This window comes from Nocardia sp. NPDC051756 (genome assembly GCF_040681495.1).
Taxonomy (GTDB): domain Bacteria; phylum Actinomycetota; class Actinomycetes; order Mycobacteriales; family Mycobacteriaceae; genus Nocardia.
In genome coordinates, this window is the sequence record NZ_JBFAYV010000003.1 from 383,035 (window position 1) to 398,914 (window position 15,880).

Here is a 15,880-nt window from a genome sequence, read left to right on the forward strand (position 1 = left end):
GGGGCTAAGCATTCACCGCAAGGGCGATGACGACCTCGTGCTCGTTCTCCGGCAGATAGTGCACCCGCAGGATGCGGCCGACCTGCACCTGTCCGACGCTGCTCGGGGCGAGGAACTTCTCCACCCGAGTGCCGAAGGTGGACCCGTCGGGGCGGGTGACGACCAGGCCGAGTTCGATCTTGGAGTGACCGTCCCGGATCTCGCCGGGTACCGAAAGCGATTGCACCACGGCCTGAGTGGCGATGCCGCGCTCGGCGATGTCGAGCTTGTGCCGGGTGGTGATGCCCTTGCGGATCATCGACTCGTTCAGCGCCCGCTGCGCGGTGGCCGGGTCGCCGGACATGTCGACCTCGACCTTGTCGGTCCGGCCGGGCAGGTAGCGCACCGGCAGCACGACGCCGGGTTGCAGCAGGGCCAATTCGGTCAGCGGCACAATCATTTTCGCGGCGGCGGTGAAGTTCTTCCCGTCCACGCCCTCGACGCTGAATTCGATGCGGACCTGCGGTTGGTCGTTCACGGTCAGGCCGGTCTGCGCGAACGACCGGATGGTGCCGAGACCGACCAGGCCGTCCCGGAATTCGGCGCTGTTGCGGCCGGTGAAGGCCGCGACAATGCCCTCGCCGGTGACCGCGAAGACGATCGGGACCAGGGTGATCGCGGTGATCGGCAGTGCCATCTGCCAACCGACCCAGGCCATTTCGGCGGGCATGAATTCATTGGGACTGACGTAGGTGAGGCCGTGGAAGACGTAGTAGCCGATGGCCAGCACGGCGAGCGCGGCGGTGACCCAGCGGATGGATTTCATGATGTTCCTCGATGCTTCGAAAGACGGTGCCTGCGTTGTCGGCCCGCTCGAGCGAACTCGAGCGGGCCGCGGACAGTTCAGCCGCCGACGACGGTGGAGCAGGCGAAGGTGACGTCGAACTTGGACGACTTCGGGCCGGCCAGCGGGTTGGTCAGATCCGCGCTGACGCCCTCGCCGGTCACCTTGTAGGTGTTGCCGTCCTTGGTCAGCGTGGCCGAGCCGCCGGGCATCCCGTTGCCGAAACCGATCGCGTACGGCTGGCCGGCGTCGCCGCCCTTGGTGCCCGCGATGCCGACGGCCTGCACGGTGTCGGCGCCTGTGATGGTGGCGCTCACCGAGAGGTTGCCGTAGGCGGCGTTGGCGGTGTCGGTCAGCGCGAGCGCCAGCGTGCCGCCCTGCTTGGCGCAGGTGGTGGTGAACTTCGCGTCGAACGCCTTGCCGTCGACCGCGGCGGTCGACTTGCCCGACGGCGCGGAGCCGGTCTGCGGGGCGGCGGTGGCGGCCGAGGACTTGGGCGGGGTGCTGCTCGCGTTGTCGCTGCAACCGGTGACGAAGAAGGCAGCCGCGGCGGCTGAGGCGACGAGGGCGGCGGTGACGGACTTGGTGTTCATGGTTTCTCCTGTGTTCGCTGGCCCGGGGTGTCTGGGCCGATACGAGAAACCTAGGAACGGTTCGCGTCCTACCGATCCCAGGTTTTAGCCGGGTCGAATCGGACAAAAGTCCGTTAACCTGGTCGAATGCGACGACCGCGCGCCATGGTGCTCGACGAGGTGTGGCGCAAGCTCGACGGCGTGGAACCGCTCAGCGGTCCGCACGGCGGGCCGTTGCGCCGCACGGTGAAGCTGATCCTCGATCCGCTGGTGATCCGTCCGGTCCAGCACCCGGCGTGCGCGGGGCCGATCGTGACCGCCGACGGCGCGGTGCTGCTGGCCGCGCGGGTGCATGCCGCCGCGGACGTGCTGCGCGCGACGGCGGCCTGGTTCACCGTGCTCAAGCAGGTGCGACGGGCGTTGCGGATCACCGAGGGGCATCCGCAGGACCTGTACTTCCAGCGTTGCTTCGAGCTCGCGACCACGGCAGGGATGCCGGATCCGCCGCGGGACCGAGCCGTAGCGGAGGCGACGCTGCGCGACGTGCACGAGTACGCGGCGGGACGCACCACGCAGGCGCTGAAAGAGTATGTCGCCGAACGGACTCCGGAGCTGGCCGCGCTGGTCGAGGTCGCCTGGCGGCGGCGGCCGCTGACCGGGCCGGTGGGCGGTGATCACACCGGTGCGTTCGCCGAACTGCTCGACGATTGTGCCGCGGCACGATTGGCGCAGGGCCGGGACAATGGCCAGGAGGTGTGGGACCAGCTGATCGGCGCGCATGCGGGGACGCACGCGGGCATTCGACTGTGGCGGGCCGAAACCGGTTATTCCGCAGCCGAACTGGGCCTCACGACGCATCCGGTGCCGCAACCGCCCGCGGTCGGGGCGTCGGCCTCGAAATCCACGCTGGGACTGCCGTTCGATCGGACCGTGTACGAGCGGGTGTTCACGGCACTCCAAGCCTCCAGCGAACGCGCTGAGCTGCCGCCGATTCCGGAACTGGTGGCCACCGAGATCGCCCGGAGTTGTTCGCCGTGGGCGCTTTTGGACGAGACGCTCCGGTTGGCGGCGACGGCGGGCGTCGCGCTCGCGCACGGACTTTCACCGATCGGCGCGGCGGTTCGCCGACCCCATTCGGACCTCGGTGTGGCAGTTTTACCGGGTACACCGGCGACCACCGCGCACCGAGTCATCAACGGCCGCTGGCAGCGTGAGGCCTACGTGCTGCAAGCCCGGCGGCTGGCGGTGCACGCTGACCCCGAGTCGCCGCCGGCCGGGCCGCTGGCCGCGATCGCCGCCGAGTTGTGCACACCGTGGCGGCCGTACCTGCGACGACTGTGGGTCCGGCTGCACGGGCGCGATGTCCGGGAGTTCGCGGTGGACGACCCGGACGAACTGTGGGATCTGCTCGACGGTGTGGCGCGCTCGGTCATCCTCGATCACCGGACGCGGGTCAAACAGGCGCTGAGTGCGAGTGCGGCCGAATCGGATTCGACGGAATCGAGGGCGAGCTGATGAGCGGGACGGTGCGGATTCGGCGGGCGGCCGACGGGCTGTGGATCGTCGCGCCCGACGGCGCGCCGACCGTTCTCGACGGCACGGCGGCGATCGATGTGCTGGTGCTCGAGGCGGCGGGCGGGCATCTGACCTGGAGCCTGCTGGACGAACAGTCGATTCCGGCCGCGGTGATCGACAACGTGCAGCTCGCGCAGGAGTGGCTGTGGGCGGTCTACGGCGAGGAACTCGCGCTGGCGCTCGACGGCGGTGAAACCGGCGAGCTGGTCGCCGCGCCCGGGTTGCCGGAGCTGGTGGCCAGCGCGTGGCGGCTCGCTTACGCGCACTGGGCGGCGCGGTGGTGGCCCGCGTCGACCATCGATGACATTGCGCCGCTGGATGATCGGCTGCTATTGGATGAGATCGCCACGCTGGCCGAGGCCTGCGAGATGATCGTCGACGGCGCGGACGAGGCCCTCGATGTGGCCGCGCCGTACACCGTCGGCCTGCCGGACGGTCGTGGCCGTGCGGAGGATTACGCGCTCGCGGCCGGCTCCGGGGCGTCCGGGCCGCAGGGTGCGCTGGTGCTGGCCAGGGGCACCGGTGGCTGGGATTGGCGGCGCTGCCCGCCCGGACTGCTCGACGCATCGGAGCGCTCGGTCTCCTGGGAAGTGGTGCGCCGGGCGGGAATTACGACGGTCGTGGTGCGGGTGGTCGCCATGCCGCAGCGCAGCGTGCCGTCTCATCTGCATCCACAGGTACTGGTGCATACGGCCGCGGGCTCCGCCAAGGCGACACTGGCGCTGGACGGTGACGTGTGGACCGCCGAGGTGGCAGCGCCGGACGGCGCGGAATCCACTGTGTCCGTTGAGGTTTACGTGCCCGGTGTCGGTGACGCCGAGCGCAGCGACCCGGTAGTTCGACAACAGCTTCGCGACCTGGCCGTCGCCCGCCTGCGCCAGGCCGCCGACCCTACCGACGACGCACCCCTGCTCACCGAAATCGCCGCCGCCGCTTCGGATTCGGATTTCTGACATGACCGACGAAACACCTGATGAAGGCCGCGCCCGCCTCGCCGCGGGGGCCGACGCGTACACCCGCGGCGATACCGCCGGCGCGCTGCGCATCTTCGAGGACGCCGCCCGCACCACCACCGGCGACGTCCGCATCGGCGCCATCGTCAACGCGGCGAGCATGGCGGATGAACTCGGCGATCACGCCAGATCGCTGAGCCTGTACCGCGAAGCGCTGGCCGCCATGCCCGAGGATGCGCCGAAGCTGCGGCCGAACGCGCTGGTCAACATGTCCCAAGCCTTACAGCATCTCGGCGAACTGGACGAAGCCCAAGCCGCATTGGAGCAGGCGCGGGAGTTACTCACCGACGCCACCGACCAGGGCGTACTCCGGGTGGCCTGCCTGCTGTCCTTGACCGCCGTCGCCCTGCACCGGCAGAACTGGGCGTACGCCGCCGAGCTCGCCACCGAATCCCTCGACGCGGCTTGGTGTTTCGCACCGCAACTGGCCGGCCATCCGCTGATGAACCTGGCCGCAACCTATTTCGAGACCGGACGCCGCGACCTCGCCGTCGACTTCGCCCGGCAGGCGATGGCCGCGTTCGAGTCGGCGGGCGACCGCAACGCCGTCGCCGAGACCCAGCAGAACCTCGCCACCATGCTGGTCCGCACCGACCGTTTCGACGAGGCGGAAGCGCCGCTGCACGCCAGCCAGCAGTACTTCGAGCAGGCCGGGCTCGGCTATCGCGCCGGAATCGGGCTCAAGACCATGGCTTTCCTCGCCGAGGGCCGCGACGATCTCGCGCAGGCGCAGGAGCTCTACGGCCGCAGCCTGGCCTACTTCGTCGAATCCGGCGCGGTGCTCGACGCCGCCGACCTGCGCATGCGCCTGTCCACCGTGGCGTTCAAGAGCGGCCGGTTCGAGGAGTGCGAGGCGTTGCTCGCCGAGGCGTTCGGCGCGTACGCCGAGCGTGGCCTCGGCCTGCACTGTGCCCAGCTCGACTACTGGCACGCGTCGCTGCTCGAAGGCGCCGTCGACGACTCCCCCGAGCTGCTCGCCCAGGCGGTCGGCATCGCCGTGCCGGCCGCGCTCGCCATCGACGCCGTGCGCTACACCCTGCCCAACGGCAACCAGCGCGATCAATGGAACCGCCAGATCGCAGACCCCGCCATGCGATTGGCCTTCCGCTTCGCCTACCTGGCCGGGGACGGGCTGCTGCTCGCCGACCTGATCGAAACACAGTGCGCGGGAACCACCTTGAATATCGACCGATCCGACGACGGCCGTGCCGTCCGGTTACCCCTCGAACTCCTCGATCCCCCAGCCGATCTCGCCGAGCACCCGGGCGCCGCCGCGCTCCAGCTCGGCGCGGCGCTCGCCGAGGTCGCCGCCGGCGCGGGACTGCCGGTCTCGCCGCCGCCCCGCCTGGAACTGGCCGCTGAAGGCCGAATCGCCTTGGCTCCCTACATCGCCGCCGCCGAGCAACGCTACGGCCGGGTGATCCGAGACGACCGGGTGCTGACGGTATGACGCAAGAACAACCGACCGTCCTGGTGCGCATGGCGGATGCGGGCGATGTGTACATGTCCTGGCGCTGGGTCGGCGACACCGCGCCGCGCGGTGCCGCCATGCTGCCGGGTGAACCGGTGCTGGAGGCGGTGCAGCGACTGTCGGACGCCCTGCCGCATCCCGCCGAGCCGGGTGGTCTCGAACGTGCCATGACCACCGGGGCTTTCGCCGACCTCCATGCCGAGTACCTTGTCGCCCAGGCGCTTTCCCGCGCGCTGCTGCCGCAAGCTCTGGCCGTGCAGCTCTATGAGCTGTCTCAACGCGGCATCCGACCGCACATCCGGCTACAGCCGTCGCCGCGAGTCGCCCGGGTCCCGTGGGAGATCCTCGCCCCCGGACCGGAAGTCCGGCTGATCGACATCGCCGACGTCAGCCTGCTGGCACCGGCCAGCATCGTGCACGCGCCAGGCCGCGTCGCCCGCACCTGGACCGCGTCGCACGGCGGACCCGTTGTCGCCGTGCTGGATCCGCGCATCCCCGGCTTCCGCGCCGACTCGATCCTCGGCTCGGTGCTCGGCCGCATGCCCGCGGATGCCCCACTCACCCAACGGATCGCCGACTACGCGGCGCAGGACCGTCTACTCCCCGCGGTAGTCGACCCGACGGAGGCCTTCCGCCGGACCGATATCGACCGCACCTGGTTGAGCAAGGCCTTGCGCGACGGCGCGAGCCGCCTGATCTACGTCGGCCACGTGACCGCCGCACCGCCCGAATCCGGCCAGAGCGAGGCCGCCGAACTCCACCTCGCCTGCACCGCGGACGCGCTCGGTTTCGCCGTCCCGCACCGCACCCATCGCCCGTTGTCCGCCAAGGACTTCCTGCTCGGCACCCACACCCTGGCCCCGGAACCCGCTGACGGCCAGGACCTTTGGCCCATCCCCAGCCGCGTCGCCCTGATCGCCTGCGAGAGCGGCGGCGACATGCGCTTCACCGAGGCGCTCGGACTGACCGCGGCGATGATCAACGGCGGCGCCGAGCTGGTGACCGCCAGCCGCTGGCCACTGCCCACCGACCTCGCCTTCCACCGCATCGCGGGCGCGCCGGACGCGGCGCACCCGCTACAGCAGGCCATCTGCGCGATCGACGCGGCACACGAGCAACCGGACCCGGTCGCGGCGCTCGCCGAATGGCAGCGCGCGCGACTGCACGCCTGGCGCACCGAACGCACCATCGAGCATTCGCCGCTGCTGTGGTCGGCGTTCGCCACCGTGCGCACCTGAGTCAGCCGCGCAGCCCGCGGTCCACCGTCGGATGCACGCCGAGGACGTCGAGCATCTCCGAGATGGACATGGCGCGGAACTCGGTCGCGCCCGCGTAGCCGGGGCGGGCGGCGTCGGCCAGTTCGGCGTACAGGTGCAGGCGGTCGTAGTCGGCCATCGACATGATGACCGCCACCTCGGTGCCGTCGTCGGTGATGACGGCGTCTTCACCGGTCGCTATGACATCGCGGACGACGGCGGTGATGTCCGCGGACAGCTCGTGCAGATTGCGCGTGTTCGTGTTGGGCATGCTCCGCATTCGGAGCCGTATGCCTATTTGGATCGGCCCGTCACCTTCTTGTTAGCGAGACGACCGGAATTGTGCGGTCGGTTTTGGTTTCGTGGTCGGCGAAAAACGGATACGCCAGCTTCAACATGGTCCACATGTGGTCGCGTTCGGCGCCCGCGATCGGGGTGGCGACGGCGTCGAAGGTCTCGTCGCCGACCTCGACGATGACTGCGGGGTTGCGGACCAGGTTCTGATACCAGTCCGGATGCGTGGGTGCGCCGATGTTTGACGCGATGACCAGCAGACGGTCGCCGTCGAGGTGGAACATCATCGGCGTCGTATGGGGTTTGCCGCTATTGCGGCCGGTGGTGGTGAGCAGCAGCAGCTTCTCCCGGTGCATGCCCTCGATCTCGCCACCCGCGCGGAATTGGTCGATGGTTTTGCGGTTGATTTCTTTGACGTCCATGAACTCGCCTCCGGTGCCTAGACCCTGCTGTCCACAATTCACCCCGGCGGGCGCTGTGTCACGGGAACGGCGACGTTATGTGCGGTGCGCGAGCAGGTGCTGCATGATCAGCCGGGTCAATTCCTCGGGCGCCTGCTCGGGGATCCAATGCGACACTTCCTCGAGCATTTCGAATCGATAGGGTCCGGTCACGTGCTTCGCGGTGGCCAGCGCCGCGGTGGAGCCGACGGTGCTGTCCTCGGTGCTCCATACGTACAGCGTCGGCACCGTCACCGGGCCGGTCGGCCCGGACAGGTGCATCGCCCGGTACCAGTTCAGCGCCGCGGTCAGCGCCGCCGGCTGGGAAAGCCGGTGCACGTAGTCGTCGATGCGCTCCTCCGGAATCTTCCATTCGAAGATCTTCCGCAGCCCGGCGCCGTTGTCCATGAGCAGCGCGCGCTCCGCCACCCGCGGCTTGCGCAGCAGCGAAAAGTATTGCGACCGTTGGGCCTGATCCTCGTCCTCGGTCATCGCCCGCAGGAATGCGGCGGGATGCGGCAGCGACACCGCGGTCAAACTGCGGATCCGTTCGGGCATCTCCGCCGCTGCCGCCCACCCGACATAAGCACCCCAGTCGTGTCCGACCAGATCGAAGCGCTGCCAACCCAATTCGTCGGCCAGCGCGGCGACATCGCCGACCAGGTCGGCGAGCCGATAGTCGGCGACCTGCTCCGGTCGCACACCGGGCGAGTAACCCCGCTGATCAGGCGCTACGACATGGCACCCACCGCCACCGAGCGCGTGCAGCTGGAACTCCCACTCGATGGCCGCCTCCGGAAAGCCGTGCAGCAGCATGACTTCCCGTCCCCCGGCGTCCCCGCTGGACAGCGCGTCGAACGTACCGGCAGCGGTAGGAATCTCGATGGCCTCGATCACGGGGTCGACTCTAGAACCTCACACCGACCTCAGTGCTCGTCGTAGTGCCCGTCGTGGGCGGCGTGGCGGTGGCCGTCGTGCACATAGTCGACGTGATCGCCGTGCTGGACGGTGTCGTGGCCGCAGCCTTCGCCGTGCTCGTGCGCGTGGTCGGTGTGCTCGGCGTGGCCGGTCGGCTCGCACTCGTCGTAGTGGCCGTCGTGCTCGCGGTGCAGGTGGCCGTCGTGTGCGTAGTCGACGTGATCGCCGTGCTCGATCACCGCGTGCCCGCAACCCGGGCCGTGCGCGTGGTCGTGCTCGGTGTGCTGCATATGTGCCGTTGTCATCAGATCTCCCTCTTTCCAAGCGTGGACAGATGGATATGTGAGCGCAGACACATTAGCAGATGCGCATCCGTGCAGTTAACCAGGGGTGCGCTAGAGCACCTGGGAAAGGAAGCGTTGCAGGCGCGGCGTCTCGGCGTTGTCGAACAACGCGTCCGGCGTGCCGGTCTCCACGACTTGGCCCTCGTCCATGAAGACCACGCTGTCGGAGACCGTGCGGGCGAAGCCCATCTCGTGGGTCACCACGATCATCGACATGCCGCCGGAGGCGAGGTCGGCCATCAGCGCGAGCACGCCCTTGACCAGCTCCGGGTCCAGCGCCGAGGTGGCCTCGTCGAAGAACATGACCTCCGGCTTCATCGCCAGGGCGCGGGCGATCGCGACCCGCTGCTGCTGGCCGCCGGACAGGTTGGCTGGGCGGGAGTCGAGCTTGTCGGACAGCCCGACGATCTCCAGTTGCTCCGCCGCGACGGCGCGGGCTTCGTCCTTGGACAGTCCGCGCAGCTTGCGCGGGCCGAGCGAGACGTTGTCCGCGACCGTCTTGTGCGGGAACAGGTTGAAGTGCTGGAACACCATGCCGATGCGCTGGCGCAGCTTGTCCGGGTCCTCGGTGAGCACCGATTTGCCGTCCAGCAGCACATCGCCCTGGTCCGGCTCGTGCAGCCGGTTCAGCACGCGCAGCAGCGTCGACTTGCCCGAGCCGGACGGGCCGATCACCGTGGTGGTCTTGCCCGCGTCGACGTGGATGTCGATGCCGCGCAGCACGTGGTTGTGCCCGAGCGTCAAATGCAGTCCGGTACCGGTGAGGGAGGCACTCATCTATCCGCGCCCTTCCGTGATCGTGGCGGCCTCGACCGGGTCGATCGGGCGGTCCGGCCGTCCGGTGCGCATGCGTCGGTCGATGTAGTTCACCAGGTGGGTGAGCGGGATGGTCAACAGCAGGTAGACCAGGCCGGCCGCCACCAGCGGGGAGAGGTTGCCGGTCTGCGCGTTCAGGTCGCGGCCGACCGCGAACAGCTCGCGCTGGGTGGCCAGCAGGCCGAGGAAGTAGATCAGCGACGAGTCCTTGATCAGCGCGATGAACTGGTTCATCAGCGCGGGCAGCACCCGCCGGACGCCCTGCGGGATCACCACCAGCGTCATTGCCTGCCGGTAGCCGAAGCCGATGGCGCGGGCCGCCTCCAGCTGCCCGGCTTCCACGGACTGGATGCCGGAACGGAAGATCTCGCCGATGTAGGCCGAGGCCAGCAATGCCAGCGCTACCGCGCCGAGCCAGTACGGATTGCTGCCGGTCACGTTGCGGACCACCGGGCCGATGCCGAGACCGATCAGCAGGATGATCACCACGGCGGGCAGGCCACGGAAGATGTCGGTGTAGACCCGGGCGGGCCAGCGCAGCCAGCGGGTCCTGGCGATGCCTGCCACCGCGAGCAGCATGCCGAGGACGGTGCCGAGGACGCCCGAAACCACCGCCAGGATCAGGGTATTCGGCAGGCCGGTCTTGAACAGGTCGGGAAAGGCCTTGCGGTACAACGACCAGTCGAAGAACGTGTCCTTCAGCTGTTGCAGCGTGGATTTCGGCGCGACCACCGTGGCGTCGGCCGGTTTACGTTCCGCGGCAAGGGCGGCGAAGTCCGGCAGCTCGGGCAGCGGCGCCGCCTTGGAGCCCGGCTTCCAGCCCGGCGGCAACTGCCGGGGCACCCAGTCGCTGTAGAGCTTGGCGTAGGTGCCGTCCGCGATGACCGCGTCCAGGCCGCTGTTGAGCGCATCGGTGAGCGGCTGGTTGTTCTTCGAGACCGCCCAGCCGACGAAGTTGTCCAGGCTGAAGGTGTTCTGCACCACCGCGGTTCCGTCGCCCGGCTTGATCGCGCCCTCGGCCTGCGCCGACGGGGCGACCCAGGCGTCGACCTGGCCGGACTTGAGGTTGGCGTAGGCGGTGTTGTAGTCGGGGAACTTCACCGGATCCAGGTGCAGCGTGTTGACCACGTACTCGTCCTGCACCGTGCCCTGCACGACGGCGATCCGGGTGCCCCGGTTCAGATCGGAAAAGCCCTTGATGCCACCGGAATTCGGCGCGACGAGGGAGAAGTAGCCGAAGTCGTAGCCGTTGGTGAAGCCGACCAGCTGCCTGCGCGCGTCGGTGGTGGTGATGCTGGACGAGCCGACGTCGAAGCGGTTGCCCGCGACCTGGGCGAGCAGGCCGGCGAACTCGGTGCCCGAGAACTCCACCTGCAGACCGAGTTTGGCGGCGATGGCCGTCAGCAGCTCGTTGTCGAAGCCGGTGAAGCTGCCCGCGCCGTTCACGCAGATGCTCGGCGGCGCGTCCGACAGGGTGCCGACGCTGAGCTTGCCCGGCGTGATCAGCCCGAGCTTCGAGGTGTCGATCGAGGACACCGGCGCGGTGCTCGCCGTCGTGTACTTGTCCGTCCCCGCGGACTGCGCGGACGCCAGGTTCGTCGGCGCGGCCGAGGCCGCGCTCACCCCCGGCGGGGAACACAGGTTGCGTTCCGAGGACGCTTCATCGGAGCCGGAACCACACGCCGTGGCCGCGAGACCGACAGCAAGCAATATCACGGCGATCAACGCACGAGACCGCACAGCGGGCAGACCAGCCATGATGAAGAACCCTAGCCGCGCCGCAAGTGTTAACCCGCAGCTACCCCGCCCGCGTGTGCGCCGTCACCTGGCCCGTGCCGATGCGGACCAGGACCGACAGAGTTCGGATCAGTGTGATCCGAATTCGACCCGCGCCGCGGCGACCGGCACCGCAATCCGGGGCCGGACCGGCGAGCCGTGGTTCAGGCGAGCCCGCTGACCGGCTCCGGGTTCACCTCGTCGCGCCAGCGGATGGCCCGCTCGACCTCGCTGAGGTCGTAGTCGGGACCGCTGACGCCGATGGTGAACAGCGAGACGCCGGCCTCGACGAAGGTCGGGGCCTGGTCGAGGCCGGGCCAGTGCACCGAACGTTCGATCCGCGACTGGTCGCTGCCGACGGCGGCGCAGTGCTCGGCGAGCACCTTGTTCTTGTGCGCGAGCGCGTCCAGGTCGGCGAAGGTGTGCCACAGGTCGGCGTACTCGGCGACCAGGCGCAGCGTCTTCTTCTCGCCGCCGCCGCCGATCAGGATCGGGATCTCCCGGGTCGGCTGCGGGTTCAGCTGCTTCAGGCGGGCGCTGAGCCGGGCCAGGTTGTCCTTCAACAGGGCGAGCCGGGAGCCGGCCGTGCCGAACTCGTAGCCGTACTCGTCGTAATCCTTCTCGAACCAGCCCGCGCCGAGGCCGAGGATGAGCCGGCCGTCGCTGATGTGGTCCACAGTGCGCGCCATGTCGGCGAGCAGATCCGGGTTGCGGTAGCCGCCGCCGGTGACCAGCGCGCCGATCTGCACCCGCTCGGTCTGTTCGGCGAACGCGCCGAGCATGGTCCAGCATTCGAAGTGGGCGCCGTCGGGGTCGCCGGTGAGCGGGTAGAAGTGGTCCCAGTTGAAGACGACGTCGACACCCGCGTCCTCGGCCCGCAGGACGGCGTCCCGGATGAGCCCGTAGTTCGGGGCGTGCTGCGGCTGGATCTGAACTCCGATACGAACCGATCGGGTCATCGAATGCTCCTCGTCGTCCGGATTGGTCCCCCGATCGAGGCTACCGGCGTGGGCGAGGTCCGGCCCGGCGAATCGGCACCGGTCCACCGAACGGCTTCGCGCGCGAACTCGAGCATTTCGAGCGCGAATCGAGCAGACATAGTAATGTCGCCGGTCAACCCTTACTCGGATCGTCCGGCACGTTCCTGCCGGTGATGGGATGTGATTTTGTCATGGCCACGGTGACCTTCGACCGCGCTACCCGGCTCTACCCTGGATCCACCAAACCTGCTGTCGACCAGTTGAATCTGGAGATCGAAGACGGCGAATTCCTCGTTCTCGTCGGCCCCTCGGGCTGCGGTAAATCGACCTCGCTGCGCATGCTGGCTGGCCTGGAGGACGTCAGCGACGGGCGCATCCTGATCGGCTCGAACGATGTGACGCACGCCGAGCCCAAGGAACGCGACATCGCGATGGTGTTCCAGAACTACGCGCTCTACCCGCACATGACCGTCGCCGAGAACATGGGCTTCGCGCTGAAACTGGCCAAGGTGGCCAAGTCCGAGACGCAGAAGCGGGTGCTGGAGGCGGCCAAGCTGCTGGACCTGGAGCCGTACCTGGATCGCAAGCCGAAGGCGCTGTCCGGCGGTCAGCGTCAGCGCGTCGCGATGGGCCGGGCGATCGTGCGCCAGCCGCAGGTGTTCCTCATGGACGAGCCGCTGTCCAACCTGGACGCCAAACTGCGCGTGCAGACCCGCACCCAGATCGCGCAGTTGCAGCGCAGGCTCGGCACCACCACCGTGTACGTCACCCACGACCAGGTCGAGGCGATGACCATGGGCGATCGGGTCGCGGTGCTCAAAGACGGTCTGCTGCAACAGTGTGCGACGCCGCGCGACCTGTACCAGGACCCGGTCAACGTGTTCGTGGCCGGCTTCATGGGCTCGCCCGCGATGAACCTGTTCACCCTGCCGGTGGCCGACGGTTCGGTCTCGCTCGGCGGGCACGTGCTGCCGCTGCCGCGCTCGGTCATCGACTCGGCCGAGGGTTCGGTGTCGGTCGGCATCCGCCCCGAGCACTTCGAGCTCGGCAGCGGCACCGGCGCGGGCATCGAGATGGAGGTCGATGTGGTCGAGGAGCTCGGCTCCGACGCCTACATCTACGGTCGCACCACCTCCGAGGGCCAAACAATCGTCGCCCGCGCGGATTGGCGCAACCCGCCCGCCAAGGGCACCCGGGTCAGCCTGTCCACCGATCCGCAGCACACCTACTTCTTCTCCGCCAAGGATGGGCGTCGCCTGCACTGATTCATTCAGTCACCACGAGCCCGGTCCCCGCGGACCGGGCTCGTTCGTGTCTCGGGACCCGCGCCTTGATCAGCGCGCCAGCCACCCGGCGAAGCACCGAGTCAGCAACGGCATGATTCCCCACACCATTGCGGCCACCGCCACCGGCACAATGCACGCCAATCGCAACGGTGTCGGAAGCGGCTCCAGCAGCGGAGCCGTCACCGTCACCAGGACGGTCAGCATCGGGTAGAGACCGGCCAAGGTCAGCAGCCAGAACTTCCATTTCGCCGGGTGCGCGTTGCCCGTCGTCCCCTCGACGCGATCCGCCGACGGACCATGCGCGGCTGCCGCCTCGACAACCGCAATTTCCTTGGTAACCAACACTTTCCGCTCCCAACTTCTGCGCTGCGGTAATCCGCCGTCACAGAGAAGACGAGGCAGCCCTCGCACCTGTGACATCGGTGGTGATCCGGCCGCGGTCAGCGGCGGGTGAGTTCGATGCCGAGCACGTCGCGGATGTAGATCTCCAAGAAGGCCGGGAGATGCGGGTTTGCCGCGATCCGGTCGAAGACCTCCGCGAACCGCGGGTCGGGGGTTTCGGTCAGGTGCACGATCCGCCAGGTGTTCAGCGGTCGTTCCTCGGTGCCCGCGGCTCCGTGTTCGACGTGGAAAATCGGCTGTTCCGTTCCCGCGTACAAGATTTCACTATCGGAACCGGGCAATTCGGCGGCACCGATGAACGTGACCACCTGGTTCGCCTGATCGAGATGGGTCTGCTCGAGGACCAGGCCGTCCGTTTCCGGACGCAGCCACAGGCGCTGCCTGGATTTCCGCACGAAAACATCCCCCTCGCCCCAGGATTCCGCGCCGCCCGTGACGACGTACGGGATGTAGATGTCGGGGCGGCGGGCCTTCCGAGTCTCCATGTCCCACAGCATGGTTCGGCTGAATACCAGCGGCCTCGCCAGCTCGTACCGATCGGCGAGCACCTGATTGACATCGAGCGGCGGCAGCTCGTAGGTCGTGTTCGCCGGGTCCTCCCACGCCGCACGGAAGATCTTCTTGTGGTCGACGGTATCCATGTCCATCTCCAACTCTGTCGCACCGGCTCCGATCAATCCCGACCCGAGGAGCCACTATGAAATTTATAGTGACTACCAACTCTCGAGTCAATACCTGATCCGTGTTACCGTCGAAAAATGGATGAAGCAGCGGTGGCACACCCCGACCTGCGACCAGGTTTCTGCACGAGCTACCACCGCGGCGTAGAGCTGATCGGCAAACGCTGGAACGGCGTCATCCTGCGCGAATTACTTCTCGGCGCAAAACATTTCGTCCAAATCCGACGAGCCATCCCCGACCTCACCGACAGCATGCTCTCGACCCGCCTCCGCGAACTCGAATCCGCGGGCATCATCTCCCGCACCGTCTACGACGAGACCCCCGTCTGCGTCGAATACCAGCTCACCGACATGGGCCGCGACCTACAGGAAGCAGTCGCCGCCCTCAGCCGCTGGGCCAACCGATGGTTCCCCGAAGAGGACGAGCCCCTGCCCGAAGCCTGAGCACGTCGGCGCAGCGCCTGGGTCAGTCGACGAACTTCGTTCCAGCATGACTGGCCACATGCACCTCGACGACCTCATCCGAATCGCCGTGGTAGGTCGAATCAATCCACTCCCAAAGAGCCGACTCCACCTCCCGCAGCACCGATTCCGGAATATCGGTCGCAGATTGCACCTGCAACAGGAAGTACCCCCGATCCGCAGGATCCTCCCCCGGATGCTGCGCAGCCCAACTCAGGTGCATCTCATAGTCGGCCTCGGCCTCCTGCGCGAACTCGATCCGCGCATCGCCGAACTCCGCGAACGTCGCAACCTCACTCACCAACGCAGAGCGGACGGCGTCCGCCTCCACAGGCGTGCAGTACAGCTGAAAAACCAGATGGCTACTCATGCTCGTAACATCCTCTCGCTACAGGGTGCGGCAGTGCCGCTTGTGGTAACCGTCCGGCATGATTCGATCGACTTCCTGGTCGGCCGCCTTCTCTGCGTCCTTCTTGTTGTAAGCCGAGCCCGACGCCCGAATCTTCTCTTCCGAGTGTCCATTGGCAGGTGTCCCATTCTTGACCTTGTCGCACTGTCGGGTCACCGTGATCTTCTTCGGAGCCTCCTGTAGCGGCGAAACCCCCACCAGCACAAGTCGACTCAACGTAGCGTCCCCCGCCTGCACCGAATGACCCGGTGCGGCAGCTGCCACCGACCCACCTGCGATACCCACAATCATCGGCGCAGCAAGCAAGCCGGCAATCATCGACACGCGTCGCGTATTCCTCATCAGCATCCCCCTATTTCGTCC

19 protein-coding genes are annotated in these 15,880 nt (G+C 67.9%); 6 read left to right on the top strand and 13 right to left on the bottom strand.

Features of this window, described 5'->3' with window-relative positions:
* Nucleotides 1-4 precede the first annotated feature (4 nt).
* Both AB0M22_RS13415 and AB0M22_RS13420 read right to left on the bottom strand, forming a co-directional pair.
* The gene (locus AB0M22_RS13415) at nucleotides 5-805 is read right to left on the bottom strand and encodes a hypothetical protein (protein WP_364725046.1); all 801 of its coding nucleotides are present in this window, start codon (nucleotides 803-805) and stop codon (nucleotides 5-7) included.
* Nucleotides 806-882: 77 nt separating this feature from the next.
* On the bottom strand, nucleotides 883-1,416 hold the full coding sequence (locus tag AB0M22_RS13420) for a lipoprotein LpqH (protein ID WP_364725049.1): 534 nt from the start codon (nucleotides 1,414-1,416) through the stop codon (nucleotides 883-885).
* Between the two features lie 144 nt (nucleotides 1,417-1,560).
* Between AB0M22_RS13420 and AB0M22_RS13425 the strand changes: the two genes are divergently transcribed.
* The 4 genes from AB0M22_RS13425 to AB0M22_RS13440 are packed head-to-tail and all read left to right on the top strand — an operon-like array spanning nucleotide 1,561 to nucleotide 6,692.
* Nucleotides 1,561-2,910: a hypothetical protein gene (locus tag AB0M22_RS13425; protein WP_364726904.1), complete on the top strand. Its 1,350-nt coding sequence runs from the start codon at nucleotides 1,561-1,563 to the stop codon at nucleotides 2,908-2,910.
* Complete coding sequence (locus AB0M22_RS13430; RefSeq protein WP_364725051.1) at nucleotides 2,910-3,923, top strand: hypothetical protein; 1,014 nt, start codon at nucleotides 2,910-2,912, stop codon at nucleotides 3,921-3,923. Before AB0M22_RS13425 ends, AB0M22_RS13430 begins: the two co-directional genes overlap by 1 nt.
* 1 nt (nucleotide 3,924) lies before the next feature.
* Nucleotides 3,925-5,433: a tetratricopeptide repeat protein gene (locus tag AB0M22_RS13435; RefSeq protein WP_364725054.1), complete on the top strand. Its 1,509-nt coding sequence runs from the start codon at nucleotides 3,925-3,927 to the stop codon at nucleotides 5,431-5,433.
* Nucleotides 5,430-6,692, top strand: coding sequence for a CHAT domain-containing protein (locus tag AB0M22_RS13440; protein ID WP_364725057.1), 1,263 nt, complete (start codon nucleotides 5,430-5,432; stop codon nucleotides 6,690-6,692). The genes AB0M22_RS13435 and AB0M22_RS13440 overlap by 4 nt, the downstream gene beginning before the upstream one ends.
* Nucleotide 6,693: 1 nt before the next feature.
* Here AB0M22_RS13440 and AB0M22_RS13445 read toward each other — a convergent pair whose 3' ends face one another.
* The 7 genes from AB0M22_RS13445 to AB0M22_RS13475 form a co-directional block, all read right to left on the bottom strand.
* Nucleotides 6,694-6,981: a type II toxin-antitoxin system Phd/YefM family antitoxin gene (locus AB0M22_RS13445; RefSeq protein ID WP_150400283.1), complete on the bottom strand. Its 288-nt coding sequence runs from the start codon at nucleotides 6,979-6,981 to the stop codon at nucleotides 6,694-6,696.
* Between the two features lie 40 nt (nucleotides 6,982-7,021).
* A complete protein-coding gene (locus tag AB0M22_RS13450) occupies nucleotides 7,022-7,426 on the bottom strand; it encodes a nitroreductase family deazaflavin-dependent oxidoreductase (RefSeq protein WP_364725061.1) in 405 nt (134 codons plus the stop codon).
* A 75-nt stretch (nucleotides 7,427-7,501) separates the two neighbouring features.
* Nucleotides 7,502-8,341 (bottom strand): alpha/beta hydrolase, encoded by an 840-nt coding sequence (locus tag AB0M22_RS13455; RefSeq protein WP_364725064.1) that lies wholly within the window; start codon nucleotides 8,339-8,341, stop codon nucleotides 7,502-7,504.
* 29 nt (nucleotides 8,342-8,370) lie between these two features.
* The gene (locus AB0M22_RS13460; protein ID WP_364725067.1) at nucleotides 8,371-8,667 is read right to left on the bottom strand and encodes a hypothetical protein; all 297 of its coding nucleotides are present in this window, start codon (nucleotides 8,665-8,667) and stop codon (nucleotides 8,371-8,373) included.
* A gap of 90 nt (nucleotides 8,668-8,757) precedes the next feature.
* Nucleotides 8,758-9,483 (bottom strand): amino acid ABC transporter ATP-binding protein, encoded by a 726-nt coding sequence (locus AB0M22_RS13465; protein ID WP_364725070.1) that lies wholly within the window; start codon nucleotides 9,481-9,483, stop codon nucleotides 8,758-8,760.
* A complete protein-coding gene (locus tag AB0M22_RS13470) occupies nucleotides 9,484-11,280 on the bottom strand; it encodes an ABC transporter substrate-binding protein/permease (protein ID WP_364725073.1) in 1,797 nt (598 codons plus the stop codon).
* A 182-nt stretch (nucleotides 11,281-11,462) separates the two neighbouring features.
* Nucleotides 11,463-12,257 carry an LLM class F420-dependent oxidoreductase gene (locus tag AB0M22_RS13475; RefSeq protein WP_364725076.1) on the bottom strand — a complete coding sequence of 265 codons (795 nt, stop codon included), beginning with the start codon at nucleotides 12,255-12,257 and terminating at the stop codon, nucleotides 11,463-11,465.
* Nucleotides 12,258-12,469: 212 nt separating this feature from the next.
* On the opposite strand from AB0M22_RS13475, the gene ugpC reads away from it, so the two are divergent.
* A complete protein-coding gene (gene ugpC / locus AB0M22_RS13480) occupies nucleotides 12,470-13,543 on the top strand; it encodes a sn-glycerol-3-phosphate ABC transporter ATP-binding protein UgpC (protein ID WP_364725079.1) in 1,074 nt (357 codons plus the stop codon).
* 69 nt (nucleotides 13,544-13,612) lie between these two features.
* Here the strand turns inward: ugpC and AB0M22_RS13485 are convergent, their stop codons facing one another.
* Nucleotides 13,613-13,909, bottom strand: coding sequence for a hypothetical protein (locus AB0M22_RS13485; protein WP_364725082.1), 297 nt, complete (start codon nucleotides 13,907-13,909; stop codon nucleotides 13,613-13,615).
* Between the two features lie 95 nt (nucleotides 13,910-14,004).
* Nucleotides 14,005-14,607, bottom strand: coding sequence for a hypothetical protein (locus tag AB0M22_RS13490; RefSeq protein ID WP_364725085.1), 603 nt, complete (start codon nucleotides 14,605-14,607; stop codon nucleotides 14,005-14,007).
* Between the two features lie 117 nt (nucleotides 14,608-14,724).
* On the opposite strand from AB0M22_RS13490, the gene AB0M22_RS13495 reads away from it, so the two are divergent.
* The gene (locus AB0M22_RS13495) at nucleotides 14,725-15,090 is read left to right on the top strand and encodes a helix-turn-helix domain-containing protein (protein WP_364725088.1); all 366 of its coding nucleotides are present in this window, start codon (nucleotides 14,725-14,727) and stop codon (nucleotides 15,088-15,090) included.
* A 22-nt stretch (nucleotides 15,091-15,112) separates the two neighbouring features.
* On the opposite strand, the gene AB0M22_RS13500 is transcribed toward AB0M22_RS13495, so the two are convergent.
* Both AB0M22_RS13500 and AB0M22_RS13505 read right to left on the bottom strand, forming a co-directional pair.
* Nucleotides 15,113-15,478, bottom strand: coding sequence for a hypothetical protein (locus AB0M22_RS13500; protein ID WP_364725091.1), 366 nt, complete (start codon nucleotides 15,476-15,478; stop codon nucleotides 15,113-15,115).
* Nucleotides 15,479-15,496: 18 nt separating this feature from the next.
* Nucleotides 15,497-15,841, bottom strand: coding sequence for a hypothetical protein (locus tag AB0M22_RS13505; protein WP_364725093.1), 345 nt, complete (start codon nucleotides 15,839-15,841; stop codon nucleotides 15,497-15,499).
* Nucleotides 15,842-15,880 lie beyond the last annotated feature (39 nt).